22 protein-coding genes and 1 pseudogene are annotated in these 24,723 nt (G+C 65.3%); 18 read left to right on the forward strand and 5 right to left on the reverse strand.

What is annotated here, in order from left to right; all coding sequences use genetic code 11:
* Positions 1-133 precede the first annotated feature (133 nt).
* Complete coding sequence (locus AB0B91_RS40790) at positions 134-361, reverse strand: hypothetical protein (protein ID WP_358331946.1); 228 nt, start codon at positions 359-361, stop codon at positions 134-136.
* A gap of 365 nt (positions 362-726) precedes the next feature.
* On the opposite strand from AB0B91_RS40790, the gene AB0B91_RS40795 reads away from it, so the two are divergent.
* The 4 genes from AB0B91_RS40795 to AB0B91_RS40810 are packed head-to-tail and all read left to right on the forward strand — an operon-like array spanning position 727 to position 6,598.
* Entirely contained in the window at positions 727-1,128 is a 402-nt protein-coding gene (locus AB0B91_RS40795; RefSeq protein WP_358331949.1) for a YbaB/EbfC family nucleoid-associated protein, read from the forward strand.
* Positions 1,125-1,445 carry a hypothetical protein gene (locus AB0B91_RS40800; RefSeq protein ID WP_358331952.1) on the forward strand — a complete coding sequence of 107 codons (321 nt, stop codon included), beginning with the start codon at positions 1,125-1,127 and terminating at the stop codon, positions 1,443-1,445. Before AB0B91_RS40795 ends, AB0B91_RS40800 begins: the two co-directional genes overlap by 4 nt.
* Positions 1,446-1,490: 45 nt before the next feature.
* A complete protein-coding gene (locus AB0B91_RS40805) occupies positions 1,491-5,528 on the forward strand; it encodes a zeta toxin family protein (protein ID WP_358331955.1) in 4,038 nt (1,345 codons plus the stop codon).
* Positions 5,525-6,598, forward strand: coding sequence for a hypothetical protein (locus AB0B91_RS40810; protein WP_358331958.1), 1,074 nt, complete (start codon positions 5,525-5,527; stop codon positions 6,596-6,598). The genes AB0B91_RS40805 and AB0B91_RS40810 overlap by 4 nt, the downstream gene beginning before the upstream one ends.
* A 1-nt stretch (position 6,599) precedes the next feature.
* On the opposite strand, the gene AB0B91_RS40815 is transcribed toward AB0B91_RS40810, so the two are convergent.
* The gene (locus tag AB0B91_RS40815; RefSeq protein WP_358331961.1) at positions 6,600-7,427 is read right to left on the reverse strand and encodes a zeta toxin family protein; all 828 of its coding nucleotides are present in this window, start codon (positions 7,425-7,427) and stop codon (positions 6,600-6,602) included.
* A gap of 57 nt (positions 7,428-7,484) precedes the next feature.
* Here AB0B91_RS40815 and AB0B91_RS40820 point away from each other — a divergent pair, with 57 nt between their 5' ends.
* Positions 7,485-7,709, forward strand: a complete 225-nt coding sequence (locus tag AB0B91_RS40820; protein WP_358331964.1) for a hypothetical protein — start codon at positions 7,485-7,487, stop codon at positions 7,707-7,709.
* Positions 7,710-7,890: 181 nt separating this feature from the next.
* Positions 7,891-8,706, forward strand: coding sequence for a CPBP family intramembrane glutamic endopeptidase (locus tag AB0B91_RS40825; RefSeq protein ID WP_358331967.1), 816 nt, complete (start codon positions 7,891-7,893; stop codon positions 8,704-8,706).
* Between the two features lie 420 nt (positions 8,707-9,126).
* Here AB0B91_RS40825 and AB0B91_RS40830 read toward each other — a convergent pair whose 3' ends face one another.
* Both AB0B91_RS40830 and AB0B91_RS40835 read right to left on the reverse strand, forming a co-directional pair.
* Positions 9,127-9,891, reverse strand: a complete 765-nt coding sequence (locus tag AB0B91_RS40830; protein WP_358331970.1) for an NAD(P)-binding domain-containing protein — start codon at positions 9,889-9,891, stop codon at positions 9,127-9,129.
* A 320-nt stretch (positions 9,892-10,211) separates the two neighbouring features.
* Positions 10,212-10,937 carry a hypothetical protein gene (locus AB0B91_RS40835; protein ID WP_358331972.1) on the reverse strand — a complete coding sequence of 242 codons (726 nt, stop codon included), beginning with the start codon at positions 10,935-10,937 and terminating at the stop codon, positions 10,212-10,214.
* A gap of 853 nt (positions 10,938-11,790) precedes the next feature.
* Here AB0B91_RS40835 and AB0B91_RS40840 point away from each other — a divergent pair.
* From AB0B91_RS40840 to AB0B91_RS40850, 3 genes are read left to right on the forward strand one after another with little or no spacing between them, the layout of a single operon-like run.
* Positions 11,791-12,024: a hypothetical protein gene (locus AB0B91_RS40840; protein ID WP_358331975.1), complete on the forward strand. Its 234-nt coding sequence runs from the start codon at positions 11,791-11,793 to the stop codon at positions 12,022-12,024.
* On the forward strand, positions 12,021-14,087 hold the full coding sequence (locus tag AB0B91_RS40845) for a hypothetical protein (RefSeq protein ID WP_358331978.1): 2,067 nt from the start codon (positions 12,021-12,023) through the stop codon (positions 14,085-14,087). The genes AB0B91_RS40840 and AB0B91_RS40845 overlap by 4 nt, the downstream gene beginning before the upstream one ends.
* A 1-nt stretch (position 14,088) precedes the next feature.
* Positions 14,089-14,661, forward strand: coding sequence for a hypothetical protein (locus AB0B91_RS40850; RefSeq protein WP_358331980.1), 573 nt, complete (start codon positions 14,089-14,091; stop codon positions 14,659-14,661).
* Positions 14,662-15,072: 411 nt separating this feature from the next.
* On the opposite strand, the gene AB0B91_RS40855 is transcribed toward AB0B91_RS40850, so the two are convergent.
* Positions 15,073-15,582, reverse strand: coding sequence for an ATP-binding protein (locus AB0B91_RS40855; RefSeq protein WP_358331982.1), 510 nt, complete (start codon positions 15,580-15,582; stop codon positions 15,073-15,075).
* Positions 15,583-15,762: 180 nt separating this feature from the next.
* On the opposite strand from AB0B91_RS40855, the gene AB0B91_RS40860 reads away from it, so the two are divergent.
* From AB0B91_RS40860 to AB0B91_RS40900, 9 genes and pseudogenes are all read left to right on the forward strand, one after another.
* Complete coding sequence (locus AB0B91_RS40860) at positions 15,763-16,620, forward strand: helix-turn-helix transcriptional regulator (RefSeq protein WP_358331985.1); 858 nt, start codon at positions 15,763-15,765, stop codon at positions 16,618-16,620.
* An 18-nt stretch (positions 16,621-16,638) separates the two neighbouring features.
* Entirely contained in the window at positions 16,639-16,848 is a 210-nt protein-coding gene (locus AB0B91_RS40865; protein ID WP_358331988.1) for a DUF397 domain-containing protein, read from the forward strand.
* A 552-nt stretch (positions 16,849-17,400) separates the two neighbouring features.
* Positions 17,401-17,637, forward strand: coding sequence for a hypothetical protein (locus AB0B91_RS40870; protein ID WP_358331991.1), 237 nt, complete (start codon positions 17,401-17,403; stop codon positions 17,635-17,637).
* Positions 17,638-17,749: 112 nt separating this feature from the next.
* Positions 17,750-17,960, forward strand: a pseudogene (locus AB0B91_RS40875) (IS3 family transposase); the annotation flags it as partial.
* 242 nt (positions 17,961-18,202) lie between these two features.
* The gene (locus AB0B91_RS40880; RefSeq protein WP_358331994.1) at positions 18,203-18,685 is read left to right on the forward strand and encodes a hypothetical protein; all 483 of its coding nucleotides are present in this window, start codon (positions 18,203-18,205) and stop codon (positions 18,683-18,685) included.
* A gap of 47 nt (positions 18,686-18,732) precedes the next feature.
* Positions 18,733-21,051, forward strand: coding sequence for an ATP-binding protein (locus tag AB0B91_RS40885; protein ID WP_358331997.1), 2,319 nt, complete (start codon positions 18,733-18,735; stop codon positions 21,049-21,051).
* Positions 21,048-22,703 carry a DEAD/DEAH box helicase family protein gene (locus AB0B91_RS40890; protein ID WP_358332000.1) on the forward strand — a complete coding sequence of 552 codons (1,656 nt, stop codon included), beginning with the start codon at positions 21,048-21,050 and terminating at the stop codon, positions 22,701-22,703. Before AB0B91_RS40885 ends, AB0B91_RS40890 begins: the two co-directional genes overlap by 4 nt.
* Positions 22,704-22,717: 14 nt before the next feature.
* Complete coding sequence (locus AB0B91_RS40895; protein WP_358332002.1) at positions 22,718-23,308, forward strand: hypothetical protein; 591 nt, start codon at positions 22,718-22,720, stop codon at positions 23,306-23,308.
* Complete coding sequence (locus tag AB0B91_RS40900) at positions 23,308-24,645, forward strand: hypothetical protein (RefSeq protein ID WP_358332004.1); 1,338 nt, start codon at positions 23,308-23,310, stop codon at positions 24,643-24,645. Before AB0B91_RS40895 ends, AB0B91_RS40900 begins: the two co-directional genes overlap by 1 nt.
* Positions 24,646-24,723 lie beyond the last annotated feature (78 nt).

Raw genomic sequence — 24,723 nt, forward strand, 5'->3', positions numbered from 1 at the left:
TTTCAGCTTCATATGAAGGGCGCGTAGGTGTCGTTGGTCAACACCCTGGAACCAGCCTGTGGGTTGAGCAGATACCGCCTGCTATAGCCGGCGGCAGGGCCGACCCTTGCTCCCCCGGCTTGGACGAACCCCCTTACGCTCCGTCACGCAGCGCTCGGATCGCGGCGAGCACCTCGGCCCGGTTACCGGCCGCCTTCATCCACACTGGCAACCGCTCCAGCAACGTCTGCGACCCCGCTGGCCTGGGCCGCTCCCGCTGCGTCGCAGCCACATACGCCTCCAGCAACTCCAGATGCGGCACGTTGTACGCCCACAACACCCCGGGGCCGACCGTACGGGAACTCCACCAGCGAATCCTCACGACCGATCCCACCCTCGACCCTGCGGCCTGAGGAGCCTTTACGCGATGCCCTGGGCCAGGTCGGGTACTTGAAGTTTCCCGAGTCCTCTTCTCCGTGCGGGTGGTGAAGGCGACGCTCTGCACGAGGAGGGTCAGGTGGCGGGCCTATAGGGACAGGTCGCGGGTCACGTTCACGACTCATCAGGCTGCCGCATGCCACCGACAGATTTCCGCTGGTCCAACGACGTCACAGCGCATTCCTGAAACAGGAATTCCTCGTCTATTCTCTTACTCCGCATACTTCGAAAAACCTTCAAGTATTCAAAAACGCATCAATCGCGGGCTAGGGTAGCGGGAAATCTCTCCCGTGAACGTGGTGGTGATAAATGATGTCTTCACTGCCGGTGGACGCCGACGGGCTGCGCGCATACACCCAAGAGCTGCGCGACAACTTCGTACGCCTGCAGAACGAGTCGCGGGCATTGCACGACGGGGCCCGGGCAGTGCGGGTAACCGGGCGTTCGCCCGACGGGCTGGTCACGGTGACGGTGGGCGCGCGCGGCGACCTCGTACGCCTCGATCTCGATCCGCGGGTGTTCCGGCGGCCGGACTCGGGGGCGCTGGCCGCGGTCATCACGGAGACCATGCACCGGGCGGCGGCCCAAGCTCAGGAGGAGGTCATCGCGATCTTCGAGCCGCTCATCCCTCCAGCTCAGATGCGGGCGCAACTCCAGGGCGACCTCGACGCCGGGCTCTGGCCGCTGAGCGAGAGCCAGGACAGCCCGTGAGGGAGAGGCTGCGGATAGAGCGCGGGCCGGTCGAGGCGGGCCTGGCACGCTGGGACGCCATGGCCGCCGATCTGGACGGCGCGGTCCGGGACGCCGTGGCCCGCATCGAACGACTGCACGTCGCCGCCCCATGGGGCGGCGACTCGGCGGGCAGGGAGTTCCGGCGGGCGTACATGGAGGACGACGGCCCCGACCTGGTGCTCTCCTGGGCAAGGAATATGGTCGGCGAGATCGTCGACACGGGTACGGCAGTACGGCAGAGCGTCGACGGCTCTGTGGAGGCGGAGGCCATGTCGTTCGACAGGAGGAGGGTCTAGCAGCTTGACCACAGCCCATCGGCGCGAGGGCGGGCCGGGGCGGACATGGCCATAGACACCGGTCCAGGGCGCAACATCAGCTCCCCGGTCACCGGCACCCACGGGAGCCCGGACGACACGATCGGCAGCAGCGGGTTCGCCACCGACGTGGAGAAGGCGTGGGGCGAGAGCCTGCCGCCGCTGGCCGACATCCTGCTCGCGTTGATCTCTTCCGGGCAGCTGTGGCCGGAGGGCAGTGAGAGCGAGCAGGCGGCGCTGGCAGTGGCGTGGGCGGACCTGGCGAAATGCTCGGCGACCGCCGCCGAAGCTTGCGGCATCGCGGGCGGCAAGATCCTCGAAGGCTGGCGAGGCCCTGCCGCCGACGCCTTCCGTGGTCAGGTCGAACGCCTCGGCTCCGAGGAGTCGGGGCTGAGTGCGCACGCGCAGGTGGCGTACGCCTTCGCGGTGCAGCACGACGGCTTCGCGCGCGAGACGCAGTACGCCAAGTTGTCGATCAACGCCGGGTTCTGGGTGACCTTGTCGGCCGCCACAGTGGCCGCGCTTGCCACGTTCTTCAGCGCTGGCGCCACCACGCCCCTGCTCGGTCCATACGCCAGGGAGCTGCGCAGGTTCCTTGACCAGGTGTTCAAACGGCTGGACGAGGCCGCGGGCGCCCGCTTCGCCGGGAGAGCCGCCCCCAAGGCCGCAGTGGTGAACGCCACCCGCCTGAGCGGGCTTGGACACGGAAAGGCCCTGCTTGCCAGGGCGATCGGTAGCCACGCGGTGCGGGAGGTGCCGGAGGAGCTCGCAGAAGGCTTGGTGATCGATGGCTACGCCCAGCAACGACAGCGCGACCTGGGCACACGCATGAGGTGGGACGGCCAGCGGACCATGGCCACCATGCTCGGCGACGCCGGCGGCGCCGTGCTCGCCTCCCGGCTCGCCCGGCCGATCTCCAGGTTCGTGAACGGACTTCCGGGGGTCAGAGCCCTGAACGACGTCGCCGGGGACGCTGCGGGCATCCTCAACGCATTCCGCCGCTACCCCGGCCGCGCACTCCAGACCGCGCTCACCAACGGGGCCGTGTCGGTGCCCGCCGGGTTCGTGGCCAGTGGTGTCGTGTACGGCAAATGGCAGCTGCCCTCGGCCGAAGGGGTGCTGGGGAGCATGGCGGCCGGTGCCGGGCGTACGAACACGATCAGCCCGTTCAGCGTCGACGTCGCCGGCGCGATCGCCAATCCCCGCGCCGCCCTGGACGCCGCCCACGCGACGGCCGCCGCCGCTGACGCCTCGCGTTCGGGTACCGCCCCGCCCGCGACGCCGGGCACGTCGAGCACGTCGAGCACGGTCAGCAGTACGGCGAGTGTGACGGCGAGCTCGCAGGCGAGCACGGGCGCGACCGCCACCACCACCACGAACGGCGTCGCATCCGTCACGGCCCCCAGCCCGGTGGCCCCCGCAGTCAGCGGGGCGTCCTCCCCCGCCACCGGCGGAGCGCCGCGTACAGCCGTCGCCGCCGGACACCTTCAGCTGCCCGTCACCGCCGGAGCGCCCAGCGCGCCCGTTCCCAGCGGAACCTCTCAGCCGCCCGTCGCGGGTGGGACGCCCCAACCGCCCGTCTCCTCGACGCCGACCGGCCCCGCCCATACCCCCGCCACACCCACGGCCGCGCCACCTAATACCGCGCCGCCCACCCCAGCCACACCTACCGCCGCGCCACCCTCCACCGCCGCGCCACCCTCCACCGCCGCGCCACTCGCCACCGCTGCTCCCACTGCGGCTCCGAGCGATGAAGGGACCCGGGCTGCGGCACCGCCCGCCCCTCACCAGGGCGCACCACCGACGGGGCCCGCGCGCCGTGAGCTGGTGCCCACTCGCAGCGATCTCGTCCAGGCCCTCAACGGCACGCCCCTCGCACCCAAGTCCTCCGCCGCTTCGCCCGTCTCCGGCGAACCGACAGGCCGTTCACCGTCCGGCCCCAAACAGCCGACCGAGCCGCCGCGGGGCCTGCAGGACGCCCCCGTCAGGCACGCGCTCACCGATGAGGAGATGCGTGACATCTTCGACGGTCGCATCGTCCCCGAGCTGCTCTCCGGCGCCAAGCGTTCCCAGGAGCCGACGATGATCGTCGTCGGCGGCCAGCCGGGCGCGGGCAAGTCGACCACGATCCGCCGGCTCCATGACGAGTTCCAGGGCAAGGGCGGGGCCATCCAGATCATCGTCGACGACTTCAAGGTCTTCCATCCCACCTACGCCCAGTTGCTGGCCTGGGACGAGGTCGCGACCAACAACATCATCCAGCCAATCGCCAAGGCGTGGCAGGCGATGGCGTTCGAGCACGTCATCCAGCAGGGCTACAACGTGGTCGTGGAGGCCACGCTGGGCGACCCACGCGAGGCCGGCGCGTTCGTCCGGCAGTTCAAGGATCACGGCTACCGGGTCGAGACCGAGTTCGTGGCGGTGGCCGGAGCGCAGAGCCGGTTGTCGATCCTGACCCGTTATCTGAGCGAGAAGGTCAGCGAGGGCGCCGGCCGTTTCGTGCCCGTGAGCGCGCACGACAGCCGGTTCCACGGATCGGCGCAGACGGTGGGCCACCTGGAGTCCGACGACCCGCCCGCGATCGTCAACGCGGTGCGCATCCGGCTGCGCAACGGCGAGGCGATCTTCTCCAACCGCCGTGGCCCCAATGGCGCCTGGATCGGACGGCCAGGCGCGCGGGAGGCCCTGCTCACCGAGCGGGAGCGCCCCTGGTCGGCGGCCGAGCGCCGAGATTTCACCCGCCGCCTCAACGATCTGCGCGCCACCCTCGACCGGCAACGCCTGGAGCACCCCGAGAACGCCGCGACGTACGACCAGCTCGGCCACGAAGCCGACGCGGTCGAGGCCATGGCACGGCCGTGGCTGGCCCCCGACGAACCCGCCGCGTACCAACCCCAGCCGCACGAACCTCACCCGCCCGATCCCACGCCCGCCGAGCGGCAGCTGGACTTCGAGCGCAGGCTCGGGGACGCGCTGTTCCACGACCCCGCCGCCCGGGCGGCGGCCGAGCGGACGGTGGCCAGGCTGTTCGACGTCCTCACCATCCTCCATCAGGAGCTTTACCCCGGGACCCCGGCACCGCGCATCGAGCAGGCGTTCTTCAAGCACGACCCCAGCAGCCCCGGCCAGGTGGGACGCGACGTGATCCCGCTCGCGGACCTGCGCCGCGAGGGCAATCTGCGCATGCTGATGACGGCGCTGTACAACGCGGCGTTCTTCAGCAAGGACGACCTGACGCTCAAGGAGACTCTGTACGAGCTGCGCGCCCGGCCGGATTGGCGGCAGATCGCGGCCCGAGCCGGTCTGGACGTTCCCCGGCTGGAACCCATCCTGGAGCGCCCGCTCGCCAACTCCAGGGAGATCTTCAAGATCGCCACCCTGGGCGCGCATTCGCCGGACGCCGCCGTCGTCGTGGCCGAGTACAAAGAGAGCCAGGCTGCCAGGTGGTCGCGTACGCTCGAGGAGACGCAGGCCTTCCGGCGAACGCCAAAGGAGTTCCAGGACCGCCGGATGCCCCTGCACGCGCTCGAACTGGCGGCCCAGCGGCAACCCCTGCCCGCACAGCCCGCGGTCTCGATCAAGGAGCCGCCCGCCTCGGCCGACGCCGGAAACGTGATGGACGACCCGGCCGCCGAAGAGAACTGGTCGGACCTCCTGGCAAGGCCGGACGCCGAGGACCCCGATCCGCTGGAGCCGATGAGCTGGGTGCTGGGAACGGCCCAATTCGGGATGCGCGCCGATCACCCGTGGTTCGAGAAGGTCTCCACCCGGGCGGGTTTCCCCGTCATCGCCGGAATATCGGGCACCGCCGCCCGCCTCCACTCGATATTCCACTGGATACGGCCGGCCGGCGTCAGTGAAGAGCATTTTGTCCGCGCGCTGCTGGGCTGGATGCTGCCGACGGAGGATCATTCGATATACGAGGTCATCCGCGGTGTGGAGGTGGCGTCGCCGCGCGCGTTCGAGGGATATGAGAATGCGAAGGACCTGTACCGCCACCTCTCTCCTCAGGAAATCAGCATGAACGTCACTGCGGACCGTCAGCGAAGGAACGAGACAGGATGACCCCCTACCGGTTCCCGAGCCTGGTCGCGGACTGTCACGCGATGCTGCTGCGCCTGTCCGGGCGGGTGCCCGACGGCCTGATCGCCGAGGCCAGGGACCGGCTGGTCGCCGAGGATCTGGAGAGCCTCGCCAAGGCCGTCGCCGTCGCGGTCGTCGAACGCGGCGTGCCGCTGGCCGATCGCGACGCCGGCCTCCTCACCGGCCTGCTGGCGAGCGCGGGCGTTGACGCCACGCTCGCCGCCGAACCGGACGCGGCGGGCCCGGCATGGGAGTTCGCCCCGGCGCCGCTGGCTGTGCTCCGCGCGCACAGGGAACGGATCGGCCGCTGCCTCGATCTCACCGACACGAGGGACCTGGCACTCGCGGACACCCTGCTGGACGACCGGGACACGACCATGATCGAACTGGTCGCTGCCCGGTCGGGAGCCCTCGGCCTGTGGCGGGCGTGGCGCTTCCCTCCCGACGGCCCTCCCGGGCCTCGCGGGAAACGGGTGTACCTCGCCGAGGTCGCCCCGGACACTGATCCCTGCCTGCTCGCGCTGCGCGCGCAGGTCGCCCTGAGTGAGCGGGGCGAGGCGGATCCGCAGGTCGAGGTCTACACGGACGCGTCGGCCCTGCCGCCGTACCAGCGAACCGCCCAGGCGCGCTCGTCACTGCTGTGGGCGCCCACCCGGCCGTACGCCTTCCACAGGGCGCGGGTGTACGACGCCATGGACGGCGGAACGGGCCCCCGCTTCCACGCCGACCATCCGCTCATGACCGATTCGGCCCAGCGCGAGCGGATCATCGGTTACCTCACGTCCGCGATGGTGATCCGCGACAATCCGGTCCTCCGGGACGACGCCATGAACCCCTCGCGACACCGCGTGGTCCCCTGGAGCTTCCGTACGGACGGCGCCTGGATCTGGTCCGACGCCGTGGCGTACTACCTGCGCGAGCACGCCCTCGCACCCGAGGCGGACTTCCTCGCCCACCTCGGCGGCGCTGGCGCCCGCCCGCCGTCCCTGGACACGGTGACCTGGTTCCGCGCCCGGGCCGCGCTCTTCCGGCGGGCCACGTCCGCGACCTGAGTCACCGGTCCGGCAGCACTTCCCAGTTCCCGTGGCGGCAGTGGTAGCGGATCATGAGCTGCAACCTGGCGACCGCCTCCGGCACGGCCGTCATCTCGACCTCGACCCGATATCCGGCGTCCCGGAAGAGCGCCGCGTAGCCACTCACGTCCTCGGCGTGGTTCGCGCCGACCTCGAGCGCCACGTCCACCCGGCGGGCGATCGCCCGTTCGACGGCTAGGGCGCACCAGCCGAGCGCGTCCGTCATCACCCGGTCACCGGCGACCGGGTCGTCATGGAGCACGAGGTCCCAGCTATAGGGGTGGTGGGCGAGGAACGCCTCCGGGTCGATCACCTCCCACGCGTTGGGCGCGACCCGGGCCCGCGTCGCCCGGCGTACCAGCGTCGTCTTCCCGGAGCCCGGCTCCCCCGCGACGAGCAGCGCGGTCGGCTCCGGACTGGGCGTCGCGGCGTCCAGCATCTCGGGCACGATCCGCTCGGTGAACAGGCGGGTGTGCTCCGCCCGGGTGAGCCGGTACTCGTCCGGCACCGTGCGGGAAACCACTTCGAGCGAGCCGCCCAGCTCGGCGACCCGCGCGCCGTGCGCCTTGACGGCCCGCCCCACGGCGACCCGGTCGGCCGGGTCGAGGCCGGTGAACTCCCTCAGATACCTGCCGCGCAACGCCCGCCATGACTCTCGCGCCAAGAGATCGCCTTCCGCGGCCTGCTCCTGGGCGGTGCACCAGGCCATGAGGCTGCCGATGACGTCCAGGGCGGCCTCGAAACACACCGCCTCGTCCCAACCGCCTGTCCCACCCACCGGCCCGGCCTCCGTCAGGAAAGGCTCCACCTCGCGATCTTCCGGCCAGCCTACCCCGTCCGCTGAAAACGCCGTGCGGGCCGGCCAGTGCTCGAGCCAAGCCTGACGGCGACGGAGGCAGCCACCACCTCCGGCCTTGGCATCGGCAACGAGACCGAGGTGCTCTACGACCCGCAGAACCCGACCAACGCCGTGCCCGCGGACAACACCGGCGGCAGCTACAGCGGAATCATCATCGGGCTCATCGCGGTCGTCATCGGCCTGGCCTTCTTCTCTGCTTTCTCTGGCTTCTCTAGTTTCTCTGGCTTCTGAGAGAGCGACCGCTGCGGCTGCACACCGGGCTGGAGGGGCTAAGACGAATCCTCGACGCGGAAGCGACCCGATAGCTCCCGCCCAGTCCGCACCCACCGTAACCTGCACCTTTCACGGCGACTCGAAGCCGTATCAGGACCATGTCAGCTCCGTGTTGGGTCGCGGGGCGACGATTCTCGGCATGGACACAGCAATGCGGCCCCCGGCCGACACCTCAGGCGCCCAGCCGAAAGGCTTCGTCGCGAAGCTCCTCGCCGACCGTCACTCCGTCCCGTTCTCCATCGCACTCCACCTAGTGCCCGGCGCGGTCATCGTCGCCGTGTACACGTTCATCGCCGCCCCTCTGGTCCGGGCGATGAACTTCCCGATCTTCCTGGCCTGGGCCATCGCCCTCGCGGTTGTGCTCTTCCCGCTCCAGCTATTCCTGCTGTGGCTGGGCAAGAAGCAGACCGGCCGCTTCACGATGAAGGGCGTCGTCCACTACCGCGACAAGCCGCTCTCGCGGCGCAAGGTCTTCTGGCTCGGGGCCGCGTGCCTCGTGTGGATGACCGTGGTCTCGCTCTCGCTGACCCCGCTGGACAACATCGTCTACGACTGGTTCTTCACCTGGGTGAACTACCAGGGCGCCGGCCCCGACGGCACCGCCTACCTCCAGGGCTACTCGCAGGAGCTCGTGCTCACCACGCTGCTCATCTGCGCGCCGTTCACCGGCTTCACCCTGCCCCTGCTCGAGGAGTACTACTTCCGCGGCTTCCTGCTGCCCCGCCTCCCGCAGCTCGGCAAGTGGGCCCCGCTCTTCAACACCTTCTTCTTCTCGGTGTACCACTTCTGGGCCCCCTGGACGGTCCTGTCCAAGCTCGTCTTCCTCTACCCGGGCGTCTGGCTCGCCTGGAAGAAGAAGGACATCCGCATCTCGATCGCCATGCACCCCGGCTCGGCGCTGCTGATGACCGTGGTCGGCGTCATCGCCCTCGCCTCCGGCGCCTACTCGATGTAAGACCACCCGAAACGAGGGGTGCCATCCCCGGCGGTCTTTTCGAGGTCCCCCTAGGGATCCTGCTCATCGTGAAGGGGCTCCCCGCCAGACCGGAGACCGACCACGCAAAAGCTGCGTAGTCCACGCCGACAGACGCTGCCTAAAGACCGCCCCGCTGCAGCTACATCAGCTGTTCCAGTGCCTTGGGATCGAGTAGGTCCTGGGTCGGCTTCCAGTATTCGGCTTAGACATGCTGTCCGAGCGTGGGGAGGCACATGAACACGTAGTTGCGGATCAGGGTGGGCGACCAAAAGGCCCGGTGCGAGATTCAGCATGCCGATGGCTCCTTCGGGCCCGTCGAACGGAGTGCCGGCGGGGGCCGAGGGCTTGCAGCTATGGCGGCGGCCATCGTTGCGGCTGAGTGTTGTGGTGGTCCGCCGGTCACTTCAGATCGGTGAGGAGGTCATCGAGGGCCTTCTTGAGGGCTTCGGAGTTGGCCGAGTCGAACCAGGTGGTTCGGATGCGTTCGTTGCTTCCGTTCGGGGTCTCATGGTCGGCTGCGAGTTGGTGCAGGGAGCGCGTCTCGTCACTCAAGGAGCGGCCGACGCCCTGGAAGAGGCCGCGGACGTAGTGCTCGGCGTCGTCGGAGGCGATGCCCTGGCCGACGGCCCACGACGTGAGCGTGGCGAGATACCAGTAGTGAGCGGTCAGCGTCCCCGTCACCGCGGAGAAGACGTTGAAGGCCGCCTCATCCGCGACGGGGAGCGCTCCACCCATCTGCTCAAAGAAGGAGTTCACCTCCGGGTGCGATGGGCACACCACCGTGACGGAGCGGCGTTCGCGTATGGCCGGCAGGGGGATGGCCCGGACCAGCGGGACATCGGTGGCGAGTGTCTGCCGCAGGTCGTCGTTGCCGACGCCGGCCATCACGTTGACCACCACCTTGTCGCCGTCCACCCGCACGCCGTCCAGGGCATCGTGCCGGTCTGGGCGACGTACGGCGATGATCACCAGCTCGGAGCGTTCCACCACCTCCTGATTGTCGGCACAGACCTGTACACCCTCGTAGCGCTCGGACAGTTCCGCGGCGGTGCGGGCTCCCCGGGGAGAGAGGAACACCTCTGGCGACTCGCCGCCTCCGTCACACAGGCCCATCACGATGGCCCGGCCGATCTCGCCCACTCCGATGATGCCGATGCGCTTCACAGTGTCTACCTCCATGGTGCGTGGTGGTCGTGGCCCATTTTGGACCTACAACTCCCCGTATGTTTGGCGCTACTGGCGACGTGCCGCATCGCGCGTCCGCTCAGCATGATCACCATGCACCGCAGTCGTGTCTACGCCCTCCTGATCGACACCCCCACGCAGGAGGCCGAGGCGGCGGCCGCCTTCTGGCCCGCGGTGCTGGGAGCCACGGCCCGCCCGCTGCCTTCCGAGGAGCGAGTCGACGGTGGCTCGGCGTCTTTCCCGCGCCAGCCGGCGCCGCTATCTACTGAGGACACTCTTGAGGCTCGTGTTACGAGTTCTCAGCACACATGCCCGGTCATGGTCGTATCCCAGCGCATACCTGCGACCAAGTGCTCCAGGTAGCCCGCGTCGCTGACCGTCACCACGATCTCCGCGTAAGGATAGTCAGCGAAGGAGCAGTCCCCCAGAAGCTCCCATGCGCCAAAATCGTCCAGATCGGCGGGGCCGTCCGGCTCCTCCGAATCCCAGGGCTCGTTCGGGTCCTTCAGCGCTGCGACTTCACTCAGTAGCGGGACGTTCTGGTACGGGCTGATGTCGTAGGAGGTCACGATGTCGGCGGCGCGTTGTGAGAACTCCTCGGCGTCGCCGGAAGTAAACACGGAATAGCCGGGGCGGCTGCCCCCGCTCAGCTCGTACACGTCTTCCGCTTTGCGCCTGGGTTCGAGGACGGTCTTGCCGTCGTCCGCGAGTAGGTATCCATCTTTGGTGACCCTTATCTCCTTACCGAGGATGAGTTCGAAGAGATCCGGGAACTCATCTGTCAGCCGCATGCCTGCCACGATGTCCTTGCCCTGCTCCTCGGTGAAGGGGTACCGCTCTCCGTCTTCATCGTCTTCGTCGTGCAGAAACCCGTTGTCCAGCTTCCACCAGGCATCGGCCAGGAGAGACAGGGGAAAGACGGTCTCCTGTGGCACGGATGGGACGTCGGGGTTGACGATGTGCACCCTCCCACGGAGGGTCAAGCCCTCGACGGAGTCGACGGACACGGTAAAGATGGTGGTCATGCTGGGGGCGCCCTTCAGACGGAATCGGTGGTCACACTTGATCACCAGTCAGCCCGGATAGTAGACGTCTGTACTGACACTCGCTCCTGGCGTCAGACACATCCCCACGCATCCGATGCCTACTGGCGGACGCTCCTACACTTCTCGCCCACAGGCTGTTCCGCCGCTGGCAGCGCCTGGGAGTGTGGGCAGGGCTGCTCGCCAAGCTCCAGGCGCGGGCCGACGCGCGCGGTCGCATCGGGTGGACGGTGAACGTCGACTGCACGATCTGCCGGACTCACCAGCACGCCACCAGGGCGCGCTGGGACGGCCAGGCCCCAGAAGGAACCGCCTTGGCCGCTCGGTAAAGCGCATGCTGCAAGGCACGAACCGGATACGGACCGCACCACCGCTCCCCCTGTTACAGGGCCTTTGACTCTGGGCTTCGACCCCGCCCGTTTCCAGACGAAACAGCCAGCCTGCTACCTGGCCTCCTGGCAGCTACCCGGACCGGACTTCCACCGGCAAGCGACGTACGAGCTTACGAACAACAAGATCCACCGCTACGTCACGGCTTCACCTCCTGCTCTGCTGAGCGCACGGAACCGGCTCGCTGTGACGTTTAGTCAAGAGTCAACTGCGGGTATCCGTCATGGACGTGCCAAAGCGCAGAACAAAGCGTACTAACTACCCGCAATCGAGAAAGAGGAGACGTCCGTCGGAGCCCGCGCGTCGCTTCAAAGGTGTACGCACCGGTGAGCTATTTGGCTCGAATTATCAGGAAAAATTCCGAGTTTGTTTGATACCAGGGCAATCGGCCCGGAGAGAGCTATCGTCTCTAGGGGGCTTGGGAGTCGTACGAGGAGAGATCGGCATGCCTGATCTTGATCGCGAGGCGATGCGAGCGGCGGCGCAACGCATCCAGAAGCTGTCCGACGACCACTGGTGGGCCCTTCATCCTTCCTGCGAGCTGATGGATGCCGGAGCGTGGGTGGGACCGACCGGCGGCCGCTTCGGCCAGACCGTACACGGCCGCGAGCGCGAGCTACGCGCGATGCTCGCCCGGGCCGTCGCCGACGCCAGCGACAAACTGGCAGGTACGAGGTGAGCTTCACCGGGATCAAGCAACCCGAGTTCGACAGTCTGGTCTCCAGACACAGCACGGCGGCCCAGCAACTCGAGGGACTGGCCGCAGCACTGCACGGCGAACTCACGGCCGCGGGGCTGGACACCGGACCGGCGCTGCGCATCCGCGACATGGCCAGGGAGGTGGGGGCGGAGGTCGAGGACCTGCGGCGGCGGCAAAACCTGATCAGGGAGATGGAACGGCTGAAGGTCACTTTCGGCACGCACACGCCGGCCGGGACCATGGTTCCCGTCCCCGACTCGCTGACAGCCGCCGAGGGATTGCTGAACGGAACGCTGGCCGCGAACGCCGCAGTGGCCGCAGGGCGCGGGGACGCCAATGCCATGGCGCAACTGCGAGGATTCGCAGGCAAGGCCTCTGACCCGGAATTCGTCAAGGCCTTCCTGGCCAAACTGGGGGCCAAGGGCATCACCGAGCTTCCGGCATCGCTGGCCCTTCAGATGCGGGCCAACGTAATGATGCGGACCGCCAAGGGCGACCAGGTGTCGCAGCAGGTCAAGGAGGGCATGAAGCTGCTCGCCATGGCCCTGGCCAAGGGCACCGATCCCAAAGACCCGGCCTTCATGGGCGAGGCGTTCCTCTCCCAGTTGGTGAAGGAAGGGCGGGCGCAGCACAGGGCCAACGAGGTGGCTTACGTCGGGTATCAGGCGCAGGCACTGATCTGGCGGGCGAGCGACGGCAAGCCGCCGTTCTCCAAGCGATTCATGGAGGTGGTGGGCCGGGACGCGATCGTCCATCAAAAGGAGCTGTCGGATTCCGGCCCGCCCTACGCCAACGCCATGGACCTGGCTACCGTGCTCGGGCTCAGCGATTCGATGCAGCCCGGTGGGCCGTACATGGGGGAACCGGGGAAGCCGATAAAGGCCAGCGTCATCGACGATCTGTCCCAGGCGGCGAGACATACGCCGGAGGCAGCGCAGGCCCTGCTCTTCCACACCCCGCAGGGCTGGAACAAGAGCATTATGGAGTACCTGCTCACGGATCGGCTGGACGGCTTCAACCACACGAAGAACTACGCTCCTTTCGCCGGCCTTCTGCAGACGGCGTTGAGCGGCAAGGACAAGGAATCGCTCAAGTTCACCAACGACGCGCTCGTCATTCTCAAGAACGAACTCGACGGTGTCTTCTCAGAAGGGGACGACGGAAAGCTGATAATCGCCGACCAGAAGAAGCTGGACCGGTTGTCCTTCCTGGATGGACCGATGGGGACAATCATGGCCGCGCACATCGACGAGATCTTCGGAGTCTTCGAGAAAAGTGCCCATGACCTGAAGAACATCAACCAGCTCGAGATGGATCGGGTGCTGACCTTCGTGGGCCGCAACGAGGGCGCGGTGAAGGCTCTGGTGGGTGCGGAAGCCCAGCGCATGTTCAAGGCGATCCAGGAGTCCTACAAGCTGGGCAACGGGGAAAACATGCAGCAATTGCTTCTCCCTGAGGCTCGCTTCATGGGACACCTGCTCGAACCTCGGAGGCTGGTCCTCATGGCTCAGGCCAAGAGCGATGAACAGGCCAGGGCAGAGCTGAAGGGCCTGATCAATGATGTGCTGGGCGAGCTGACCGGGCCTGCGGGCAAGCTTGCCGGGCGGCTCGGGGGCTGGGGGGACAAAGCCCACGAGAAGCTCACACCGATCGTGTTCGAAAATGTCTCGGCCTTCCTAGCCGAGCGGCTGATAAAGGAGGGCCTGACCAGGAACTCGGCGTTGCAGCAGGCGAACGACGACCGCGAGATGACCATGTGGATGGTTCGCCAGATGATCCTCGGTGCCAGGATCGCGCAGGGCAAGTGGGACCCGAAGGCGGTGGAGAGTCTCAAAGGGAGCGCGTTCGCCACCGACGACAACCCACCGCGTCTCAAGCCGCTAGACGAAATCACGTCGAACCCCGAGACCTTCGACAAGTTCATCGAATGGGCACGAAGATATTCGACCGATGAGGCTACGATGCAAAGCGTGCGGGAAGCAATGGACAACAGTGCCGGCGTGGATGTTCACGGAAACCTTGGCCTTGATCGAAACTACTGATATGTCAACACGTAAGGCGATATCAAGCGCACTTCTCGTGCTTGCACTGGCCTCCGGCTGCACTAGGGACAACGTCGACAAGCCGCCGGCCATTACCGCCAGCAGCGCCCCCATCGTGGACTCACAACCCTATTGGTGTGACTTCATGCCCCAACAGGCGGTGCGTGCGATCACCGGTATCACCGTCCCACTGACGGAGAGCAAGGAGGGCGTTCCCTCCAGCCACGGGCAATGCTCGCTCCGGAACGAGTACAACCGGCTTTCCCTGCTATGGTCCGCTGGAATGGGTGATGAGGTCCTGGAAATCGCACGCAAGAATTTTGGCAGGAAGCAGCTATCGGCGCTACCGGCAGATCTCGGAGTTGGGCTGATCGCATACACAGGCGACGTACCACGCACTAAGCCCTACTACACGATGATGCTGTTCCGATGCGACGGAAAACGGCCTTGGATTAGCGTTGATCTTTCTGAGGTAGCGAAAGGACGTGACCCGGTCAGGGATTTGACCGAGCTGCTCCGAATCACTCGCAAACGCTACGGCGAAATACATCACTGTACCCCCAGAGCGACGTGAATCGCCGCTCTCTGGCTGCCCCTCATGTTCAGTCAAGCAGCGATGGCACGGCGAGGCGCAGAGGGTCTTGGAGGGAACTCCGTCCAGGTCAGGGCTCTTAATTTAGTCGTGAAAGGTTATCCGGCAAACCCCTGGAGGAGGAGCTTCCAAAGCCGCACCGTACGGGCAGTCGTGAGCCACGCTGTCTCATGCGTCTCATCCGCATCTGGCGATCGGACGGTCCTGCGGATGAACATGAGCCCACCGGCCTGGCACAGCTCAAAGACCACGGACGCGCACTCGCATGAATGGCTGCGCACCCGCACGCGGTGGGCCCGAGGCGACGGGGACTGCCAGTCGATTGGCTCATAACCGGCTTGAAGTGGCGCAGCGTGCAGACCATGCCAAGTGTGGTCGATCACAATACGCCTCTCACGTTCCCGAGAAGACAGCGGACGTCACCGCTGGGGACGGCCAGGCCTGCGAGCCCCAGAAGCAATCACATGCCAGCTCCGGCAGCGGCATCTCGTCCCGCGGCACCAGGTCACCGGCGCCACCGTCGCAGGCGAGGTCAGCCCAGACGACGCGTCCGGTTTCGTCGCCCATGACACTCAGCCGGGTGCAGAGCGCGGCCACTATGCCGAGCCCTCGCCCGCCTTCTGACATGTCTCCCCCACGACATGCACGCAGGATGGGCTTGCTCGACCCGCCAGCGTCCTTCACTGCGATCCGGGCGGTGGTCCTGGACGACCAGATGCCGACCGTGAACACACCGCCCGCCGACTTCGTGTGCAAGATCGCATTGCTGGCCAACTCGACGACGCACGAGATCGCATCATCGCGTGCGGGACAGTCCATCAGCAGCGCGGCAGCGAACCGACGTACGGTACGCAACTGAACTCGTTCACCAGGGAAATCACAGCGCCACGCCATGCTGTTCATCGCCCCCACCTTTCCTTCCGCCGACGGCGTCAGACTCCATCACGCAAGCGACTTACTCCGTCACGCTCCGCAGCTATACTGATGCTTACATGCACCATGCAAGCTTGCACAGCGAATCGATGAAGATCTCTCAACTGCAATACGCAGCGGAACCTGCCAACAGCCGACAAGGTGGTGACCATGAGCGGGAAGCGTGGCGTGACGCTCCGAGCCCAATGGCTCGGCAAGCACCTACGGGAGCTGCGCGAAAGCGCGGGCCTCACGCTGAAGGAGGCCGGCGATTACCTCCAGCGCGACGCTTCCACAGTGAGTCGATTCGAGGCGGGGCTCTATCCGGCCCGCACCCCTGACGTCATCGCCCTGCTCGACCTGTACGGCGTCACGATCCTGAACGAGCGCGAAACCCTCACCCGCCTGAGCCGCGAAGTGTGGCAGAACGGCTGGTGGGACGCCTACTCCGGCGACGTGTCGCACGGCATCGTGGACTATGCCTGGTTGGAGAACCGCGCCGAGAAGATCAGCTCCTTCGACGCCTTCGTAGTCCCCGGCCTGCTCCAGACACGAAACTACATGGAAGCCGTCATCCGCGCCGAGGACCCGGACGCCTCGAGCGAGCAGCTCGAGCGCTGGGTCGAGTTTCGCCTGACCAGGCAGAAGATCCTGACCGACGATGGCCCCGTCTTCTCCACGATTCTGGAGGAGTACGCACTACGCCGCATGGTCGGCGGCCCCAAGGTCATGCGCAGTCAACTGTCCCACCTCGCTAGTCACGCCTCCTGCCCCAACGTCGAGGTCCGGGTCCTCCCAGTCTCCGCAGGAGCACATGCCAGCCCAGACGGCGCCTTTCGCATCTTCGAACTCCCCGAGCCCTACCCTGCCGTCGCCTACGTCCCCACGCCGGCGGGTTCCATCTACGTGGAAGGTCAGGCAGCTGACAGGCTTAAGCTGAAATATGACCGCATTCGCCGCGATTCGCTCAATGCCAAGGACTCGATGGAACTGATCGCGGCAGTTGCGGACAGCATCTCCGACACCTAGGGACGGAGCCGCCCGATCATGACCACCCCCGAGATCTCCTGGCACATCAGCAGCTTCAGCGCCGACGGCGGCGGCAACTGCGTCGAGGCCGGCCCCCTGAATGACGAAACGGGCCGGGTGGCGGTCCGGCACAGCAAGCTTCAAGGCGACGCGATCATCTACACCAAGGCGGAGTGGCAGGCGTTCCTGGCCGGGGTTCGGGCGGGAGAGTTCGACTTCTTCGATTAGCAGTCCTCCAACTCGAACATCTCAGACTGCTGCTGAAACCTTTGGCCTACAGGTCGAGAGCGTCGTTGATCTCGCCCGGAACGGGCATTGGAACACCGTCCGCGCAGTCTCATCACACCTCGCCACGCAGGATCCGTTCGTAGAGACTTCTCACCGCCGCGGTTAACATCCACGCGGTTGCGTGGATGGATGGTGCGCTCGGCGCGATCTGTCCGGCGTACGAACCCTTGGTCATGTCAACAACGGCGCACAGCTCGTACAACGTCCTGTTGCACTCGCAAGAGTGTGAGACTTACACGGAATGAGCACGTCAGCGCCAGGATCCGGCGGACGGTCGAGGCGGAAATCCTGTCGGTGATGCCCCTGCCTAGCCGCTTCGGAGGCCAGGTTGGTGCATCGTAGGCATGTCACAGCGATCCAAGCACGTCATGCTCTACACCACCAACAGCGAAACCCGACAATCAAAGTCGAGGCGATTCAGCGAGACGGTCAGGCTCTGGTTGGCCAGGCCAACCACTTCCTTGATCGCCGATGCTCCTCCAGAATGACGTCATGGCTAAGATCAAGGAGTTCTTTCAGGCAACCAAGGCCGCAAGCCCACATCCTACGGAGGTGGAGTGTGGGTACCAGGTGATCCTCACCGAGGAGGGGCCGCTGCTGCAACTAAGCACATATGGCTCGGACGGACGACAGTCCGAAAAGAAAGTGAGTCAAACCATCCAGCTTGATCGCAAAGGTGCAGCGGAATTTCTTAGCATCATCGCGAAGGCTTTTCCAGATCTGGCCTGATCAAACAAGTTGAAACGCCCCGGCTTCGGTGAAGACTTGACCTCTTGAGGGGGTCGAGTCCCTGCCAGGTAAGTCCCTCTACCCCGCCGAGCTGCGTAGGCGAGCGGTTCGGATGATCGCCGAGGTGCGGCCGAACTACACGACTGAGTGAGCCACGATCTACGCGGTGGCCACCAAGCTCGGCATCGGCGCCGCGGGAGACGCTGCGCACCTGAATCCGCCAGGCCCAGATCTACGAAGACAGCCGGCCCGGTCGCACCACCAATGAATCAGCCGAGCCGCAGCGGCTGCGCAGGGAGAACGCCGAGCTCCGGCGCGCGAACTTCGGATGATCCAAAAGATGGCCTTGTCTACCGCGGCACCGAGCACCTGAAGCATCCGCGAGTCTCGCGCCTAACACACATCGCATGGGTATGCAAGTTTGGGGCCATCAAAGCCCGTTCCTGACTTAGCCTGAGCTATTAACTGATCAATACGTGCGTTGGAGCATGTCGTCGCACTGCGACGAGACGCCCCCTCGCCCTATTCGGCGTGCCCGAAATACTGAAACAAGCACGGAGGAAAATTGAAGATCGCTCCATCATCTCGCGATTTGAAGACGCTAAGCGAGTTCGATGACTGGCAGTGTGACGCCGAGCTCGTGGACAACGCCTTCGACGGCTTCGCGGAAATCGTGAAGTCCGGAATTCCGCGGGCAGGCGGCTTCAAAGTGAGCGTGAGCTTGCCGTCACATGACGCGAAGTCCCACGAGGCGAGTGTCATCATCCAGGACGCCGGGCGCGGAATGAGCTACGAGGAGCTGGCCGTTAGAGCTGACTGGTCGAACAACGATCGCTTCGACAAGCTGGGCCCCTTCGCGATCGTCACACAGAAGACCGAGCGTGGGATGAGCTACCGGGAGTTGCTGGCCGTTCTTCGAGCTCGCCGGTCGAATAGGGACCGGTTCGACAAGCTTGGCCTGTTCGGCATGGGCTTCAAGGTCGGCACCGCGCTCCTAAACCGACGGATACGGACTCTCACAACTTCGGCGCTTCCGGCGTCCAATTAGGGTAGGGAGGAACATTGAAAATCACTCCATCGTCTCGCATTTTGAAAATGCTAGGCGAGATCGAGTTCGATGAGTGGCAGTGCATCGCCGAGCTCGTGGACAACGCCTTCGACGACTTCGCGGAGATCGTGAAGTCCGGCGTTCCGTGGGCAGGCGGCTTCAAGGTGAGCGTGAGCTTGCCGTCACATGGAGCGAGGTCCAACGAGGCGACGGTCGTCATCCAGGACACCGGGCGCGGGATGGGCTACGAGGAACTGGAGCTCGCGGTCCGAGCTGGCTGGTCGAACAACGATCGTTTCGACAAGCTTGGCCTGTTCGGCATGGGCTTCAACGTCAGCACCGCGCGCTTGGGCCGGCGCACCCGTGTTCTCACGACCCGCGCGGGCGACACACATTGGATCGGCGTCGAGATCGACCTCGACAAGATCGGGGACGACTTCGAGGCCGAGGACATCAGCGAGCCGAAGGCCGACCCGAACGAGCACGGAACGAAGATCGAAATATCCCGGCTTCATCCAGATCGCGCGGACTGGCTAACTAGAAACGCAGCCAATCTACGGTCCACACTCGGTCGCGCATACTCGTACATTCTGGATGAAAAGGGCTATGAGCTTTGGGTTGGCGGACAGCGGGTCAAGCCCAAGCGGCACTGCCGCTGGGGCGACGATCGGTACGTGATCTTCGGGAGCGGGGCTTCCTCCGAGAGAATCCCGGCGTACATCGAGATCGACGAGCGATTCGAGCCTGCCGACGCCTGCGCCGACTGCGGAAACTGGCAACTCCCCAACAAGGGGAAGTGCGAACAGTGTGAAGGTGAACGGCTGACGCTGCGCGAGCGCCGTATCCACGGATGGCTGGGGATTCAGCGGCATCTTCACAAGCGCGAGTACGGCATCGACTTCCTGCGGAACGGCCGAAAGATCCTTCAGTGGGATAAGCGGTTGTTCGAGTGGTCCAACCCCAATGATCCTCAGGGGTTGGTCGACATCGAGTACCCGGTAGAGATGGCGCACCAAGGCGGCCGGATCATCGGTGAAATCCACCTCGACCATGTCCCGGTCACGTATCAGAAGAACGCGTTCGAGTATGGGGACCGCAGTTGGCGGGCCGCCATCGACTACCTCAGAGGTCCCGGCCCCCTGCAGCCCGAGAAGGCCAAGCGCCTGGCGTACCTGGAGAACCCGAGCCCGCTGGCCAAGCTGTTCAAGGGCTACCGGCGAAACGACGCGGGGATCCGTTATCTGGTCCCCGGCGATGGCACCCGTCCGATCCATGACACCACTCGGCGCTGGGCGGACCTGTTCCACCGCGGCGACATCGAGTATCAGACGGACCAACTCTGGTGGGACGCCGTTGTCGCCCACGACTCCCAGGGGAAGAAGGCCAAGCTCGACATCGCGCAGAACAATTCCCCTGTCCGGCCCGACGAGGCCGCTGTACTCGACGCGCTCGGCATCGACGTCAACGGCTCGCGACCTACCCCCTCCCAACCTGATGACGACGCGAACGATTCCTCCACCACGAAAGCTCCAGCGATCAGGAAAGAGACCACACAAGATCGCCTGGCCCGATACCGGACGAACTCCCGAGCCATGCCCGAGTTGTCTCGCGACTTCGGGTCCCCCAAGGTCGGTTTCCTCCAAGTCGAGACCAGACTTCTGGAGAGTGCCCAGCTCGTTGACGACCAGGGCTTCGTTACTCCGGTCCTTGTCGTCCAGAGCGGGGGCGGCAGAGCGACCGCATTTGTCGACGGGAACCATGAGGTGTTCTCCAAACTTGGGGTCGACCCAGTCGACCTGCTACTCGTCGAACTGGCCACAGTTCTGAAGGTGAAGGCGGAGACCGGGCTGACCCACGCCCAGTTGATCGCCGATCTTCGGGAGAGATGCCTCCCTGATCACGCGCTAAAAGCCGACGTCGTCGCCGGAGAGGCGAGGGAGTTGCTGACCGACCTCCGGGTGCGGATGGCCAGCAGAGTCGATATCGACCCAGCTCGCGCCTACCAGTACCTGTCCCCAGATGAACTCACCGCGACGGAGAACGCGATGATCGCGAACGGTCAGGTCACTCTTACGGGGAGGCTTGGCGAAACCAGTGAGTTCCTGATGTATGTCCCCCCGTTGTTCACGGTGAGATTGCTGGAGTCGTGGCCGGAGGTGTTCATGGACGGCAACGTGTTCGTCGGCCCCTATACGTCGGTGTCATCAATGTCGGCGCGCCGAATAAGCCTCGCGAGGGTGGTCGGATATTTGACGGACATCGCCACCTTGGTCAGCTTCGACGGTTCCGCTCTCAGCCCGCAGCAGCTTCTCCGGACCCGCCTGAGCATCAAATTGCTCTCCGACGAGATCGCTAGCGAGTCATGAGCGGCGGTTTCCTGTCGGCGGGGGCGCTCCTCGATGGCGGTCCCTTCGGGCTTCCTCACGCGGTCGAGAGGGCGCTTTGGCATCTGGGATTCGTGGACGTCCGCGTAGTGGACGGCGCGAATGACCAAGGCGCGGACATCCTGGCCGTACGAGAGCGCGAGCAGTGGGTATTCCAGTGCAAGTGGTCGAGCCGGAGAGCGATCGACCGCTCAGGAATCGACGAGATCGAAAGGGCACGCACCCGCTACGCGGCCGATCGCGCGGTGCTCGTGACGAATCTCGGACTGAACCGCTCGGCGGAGGAGCGTCGCCGCGCGCTCGAATCAGTCGGCATCAAGATCGCCGTCTGGGACGGTCCGACTCTGGCCGCGATCTGGGAACGGATGCCGGATCGGGTCCCGACGGAACACACCCTTCGTGATTATCAGCTCTCGGCCGCTAACGCCGTGTGGGGGGATCTGTCACACACAGGGCGCGGGTTGCTCGTGCTGGCTACCGGGCTCGGCAAGACGGTTGTGGGCGGGGAAGTGATCCGCCGCTTCCTAGAAGCCAGACCTGGCGCGCGCGTACTGGTCACCGCGCACATGAAGGAATTGGTCGAGCAATTGGAGCGAGCGCTGTGGCGCCACCTCGACAAGAGAACTCCTACGCGTCTGCTGACGGGCGACACGAAACCGACGTCGCTCGACGGCGTGCTGGTCGGCACCGTGGAATCGGTCCTCGGCGCGGTCCGCGCGGGGTGGCCGCCCGAGCTCGTGATGATCGATGAGACCCATCATGTGGGCGAGAACGGACGTTTCGCCGAACTGCTCGATCTGTGCGTCGAGTCTGGGCAGTTCGGTGTCACCGCGACACCTTGGAGAGGCGACAAGTTCGACATCACCGCGAGGTTCGGCCGGCCAAGTTACACGATGGGCATCGCGGAAGGGATGGCCGCTGGCTACCTGTCAGCGGTCGATTACCGCTTGTTCGTGGACAACCTCGACTGGGAAACCATCCGCAAGAACAGTAGACATGGATACTCGATCAAGGAGCTGAACAAGAGCCTGTTCCTACCTCAGCGGGATGAGGAGATCATCGAGCAGTTGCGCGAGGCGTGGCGGGCGACTGCGGATCCACGGGCGGTCCTATTCTGCCAGACGATCGAGCACGCCGAGCGGATGGCCACCATGCTGGCGACGTCCGACAACGCCTGGCGACGAGCGTCGTACCTGCACAGTGGCCTGGGCCGTCAGCGTCGCCAGATCCTCCTCAACGAGTTCCGGCTCGGGCGGGTCCCGATCATCACGTGCGTTGACGTGTTCAACGAGGGCGTCGATGTTCCAGACGTGAACCTGATCGCCTTCCTCAGGGTGACACACAGCCGACGCATCTTCGTCCAGCAACTCGGCCGTGGCCTGCGGCTCAGCCCAGGCAAAAAAGCGCTGAAGGTCTTGGATTTCGTCACGGACATCCGCCGTGTCGCAGCGACCTTGGACCTGCGTCGCGCCCTGGAAGCCTGTGGACACGAAGACCTTCGCGTGCACCTACCCCACGGCTCTCGGATCGAGTTCAGCGACGAAACCGCCGGAACACTGCTCGACCACTGGATTCAGGACGCGGCCAGCCTCGAAAGCGCCGCCGACGAAGTGCGCCTTCAATTCCCCGAATGAACAGGAGCCACGCCATGCCCTCTCCCCTCACCCTGAGCCCCGAGCTCAAGGACAAGATCGTCAAAAAGATGTTCGCCGACGCCGAAGAGGTCGGCTGGCCATACCTGACCGGTGATCAGCGCAGCGCCATCTACAGCCGGTGGATGGACGACCCGGAGGTTGGTGGCCGGCTCCGAGACTTCTTGGGTGATGCGAAAGCCCGCGTCTGGATCAAGGAAAGTCCCATGAAGGAGTACGCTCGCGCTCGGTACGGAGTCGGCGGATACGCCAAGTACGTGGCGAACCCGCTCTCGGGAGCTGAGGACCTGGTGGAACGGGCTTTGGGACCAGACTGGGAGGTCATGACCAGCAAGCGAGCGATCAAACCTCTCCGCGTACGTGTCCGCCACGGAGAGGAGGAGCGCCATTTTGCGTGGGCGCCATCCGAGCAGCTCAAGCACCTCGTCTGGGCCGCGATCAAGGCCGAGGCGTTCGGCGATGCCACACCATGGGTGCTGTGCGTGGTGAGCTCTTTCGAGAAGCCCATCCCCGCTGACGAACAGGCAACGAACCTCAAGATCGGCGCCCGCTGTCAGCTGGAGATCGTGCACGTGGACGCGCTCTGATGGATGAGGCAGGCGAGGAGGTAGAGGGAGACGACTGGCTGGTCAAGGCGTGGCAAGCGCTCGACCCACGCTCACGAAACATGCTCATCATGCGCACGGAGAACCGTACGTACCGCTGCATCGGTCGGGCATATGAAGTCACGCACCAAAGGGCCCAGCAGATCGTCTCGGCGGCCAGGCGCTGGCTGGTCGAGGCGGCGTGTCGGGCCGACCCGGAATGGTCTACGAAGATCCGCGCATTCCTGGAGACACGAGGCGTCATATCTGATGAGCAGCTGTCGCTGACCCTCCGCGACGCTAGCGGCGTCGCTCGAGCCTCTCTCTTGATCGCTGAGGGCATCTGTCACCCCAGGGCGTGGACGAAGGAACTTAGCGACCACTGGGCGCTCGAAGCCAACGCTCTGGACGCGCTCCTACGGGAATTGGCCAATGAAGCCCCGTACAGGAAGGACGAGTTGCGGGAACACGCAGCGACCATCGGGATCCCCGATTCCCTCGACATCGACTCGATCATGTCCGCCGCCAAGAGCTCATTGATACTGGACGATTCGGGCCTGTGGGTTCGCAGGAGTGCCAAGAAACGAGACGCCGCCTACCTCTGGCTAGTCGACCAGGGTGAACCTAGGCGTGCGGAAGCGATCTCCGAAGCGATCGGGCAGACGGCTCAAGCGACGACCGAAGCACTTCGGCGAGACAACCGATTTCGTCAGGTCCGCCCGGAGGGCACGTGGGCGCTCACTGAGTGGCCTCGCGACGGCGAGTACGACTACTCCGACGCTTTGGAAGCGATGATCGAGATCTTGACGGAGTTAGGGCCGCTCTCGCGCCGTGACCTAACAGCCGAACTGCGCCGCCGCTACCCCGTGAGCGACTCCCGTATCCACCAGTGCCTGATCAGCGCCCGTATCGGATCTACCCATGACGGGCGGATCGGTCTCATCGAACAGGGCGCGATCAGCGTTGACGAGAAGGAGCCACGACAACCGGGCAACGCGGTCCACAACGAGGAATCGGACCTGCTCGCTTTCCGTCTCAAGGTGGACAAAGACATCGCACGAGGAAGTGGCGTGGTCATCAGTCCATGGATCACGTGGCGATTGGGACTACGACAAGCGCCGATGGAGAGGATCTTCACAGTCGAGGGCAGCGGCCGTCAGATCGCGTTCCGAAGGGGCACCGCGGCGGCGCAGATGTCGAGCATACGTCTCGAAGCGGCCGAGCAGGGCATGGCCCTCGGCTGCGAACTCGCGGCCATCCTCCGGCTCGAACACGACACCATGACCATCCACCATGTCTGCGAACCGGACAAATGCGGCTCCCGGACGCCCGACATGTGATTGGAGTCCGTACCACAACAATTCGAACCTTCTTACGATTTTCTTAAGGAGGAAGTAGTCTCGATCATCAACTCCGCG

Source organism: Nonomuraea sp. NPDC049141, assembly GCF_040648415.1.
GTDB lineage: Bacteria > Actinomycetota > Actinomycetes > Streptosporangiales > Streptosporangiaceae > Nonomuraea.

What these genes read in the sequence shown, in the direction of transcription:
- AB0B91_RS40795 (WP_358331949.1), top strand. Translation starts at nt 727, where the DNA reads ATGATGTCTTCACTGCCGGTGGACGCCGACGGGCTGCGCGCATACACC.
- AB0B91_RS40805 (WP_358331955.1), top strand. Translation starts at nt 1,491, where the DNA reads ATGGCCATAGACACCGGTCCAGGGCGCAACATCAGCTCCCCGGTCACC.
- AB0B91_RS40810 (WP_358331958.1), top strand. Translation starts at nt 5,525, where the DNA reads ATGACCCCCTACCGGTTCCCGAGCCTGGTCGCGGACTGTCACGCGATG.
- AB0B91_RS40825 (WP_358331967.1), top strand. Translation starts at nt 7,891, where the DNA reads ATGGACACAGCAATGCGGCCCCCGGCCGACACCTCAGGCGCCCAGCCG.
- AB0B91_RS40835 (WP_358331972.1), bottom strand. Translation starts at nt 10,937, where the DNA reads ATGACCACCATCTTTACCGTGTCCGTCGACTCCGTCGAGGGCTTGACC.
- AB0B91_RS40840 (WP_358331975.1), top strand. Translation starts at nt 11,791, where the DNA reads ATGCCTGATCTTGATCGCGAGGCGATGCGAGCGGCGGCGCAACGCATC.
- AB0B91_RS40850 (WP_358331980.1), top strand. Translation starts at nt 14,089, where the DNA reads ATGTCAACACGTAAGGCGATATCAAGCGCACTTCTCGTGCTTGCACTG.
- AB0B91_RS40855 (WP_358331982.1), bottom strand. Translation starts at nt 15,582, where the DNA reads ATGAACAGCATGGCGTGGCGCTGTGATTTCCCTGGTGAACGAGTTCAG.
- AB0B91_RS40860 (WP_358331985.1), top strand. Translation starts at nt 15,763, where the DNA reads ATGAGCGGGAAGCGTGGCGTGACGCTCCGAGCCCAATGGCTCGGCAAG.
- AB0B91_RS40865 (WP_358331988.1), top strand. Translation starts at nt 16,639, where the DNA reads ATGACCACCCCCGAGATCTCCTGGCACATCAGCAGCTTCAGCGCCGAC.
- AB0B91_RS40870 (WP_358331991.1), top strand. Translation starts at nt 17,401, where the DNA reads ATGGCTAAGATCAAGGAGTTCTTTCAGGCAACCAAGGCCGCAAGCCCA.
- AB0B91_RS40885 (WP_358331997.1), top strand. Translation starts at nt 18,733, where the DNA reads ATGCTAGGCGAGATCGAGTTCGATGAGTGGCAGTGCATCGCCGAGCTC.
- AB0B91_RS40890 (WP_358332000.1), top strand. Translation starts at nt 21,048, where the DNA reads ATGAGCGGCGGTTTCCTGTCGGCGGGGGCGCTCCTCGATGGCGGTCCC.
- AB0B91_RS40895 (WP_358332002.1), top strand. Translation starts at nt 22,718, where the DNA reads ATGCCCTCTCCCCTCACCCTGAGCCCCGAGCTCAAGGACAAGATCGTC.
- AB0B91_RS40900 (WP_358332004.1), top strand. Translation starts at nt 23,308, where the DNA reads ATGGATGAGGCAGGCGAGGAGGTAGAGGGAGACGACTGGCTGGTCAAG.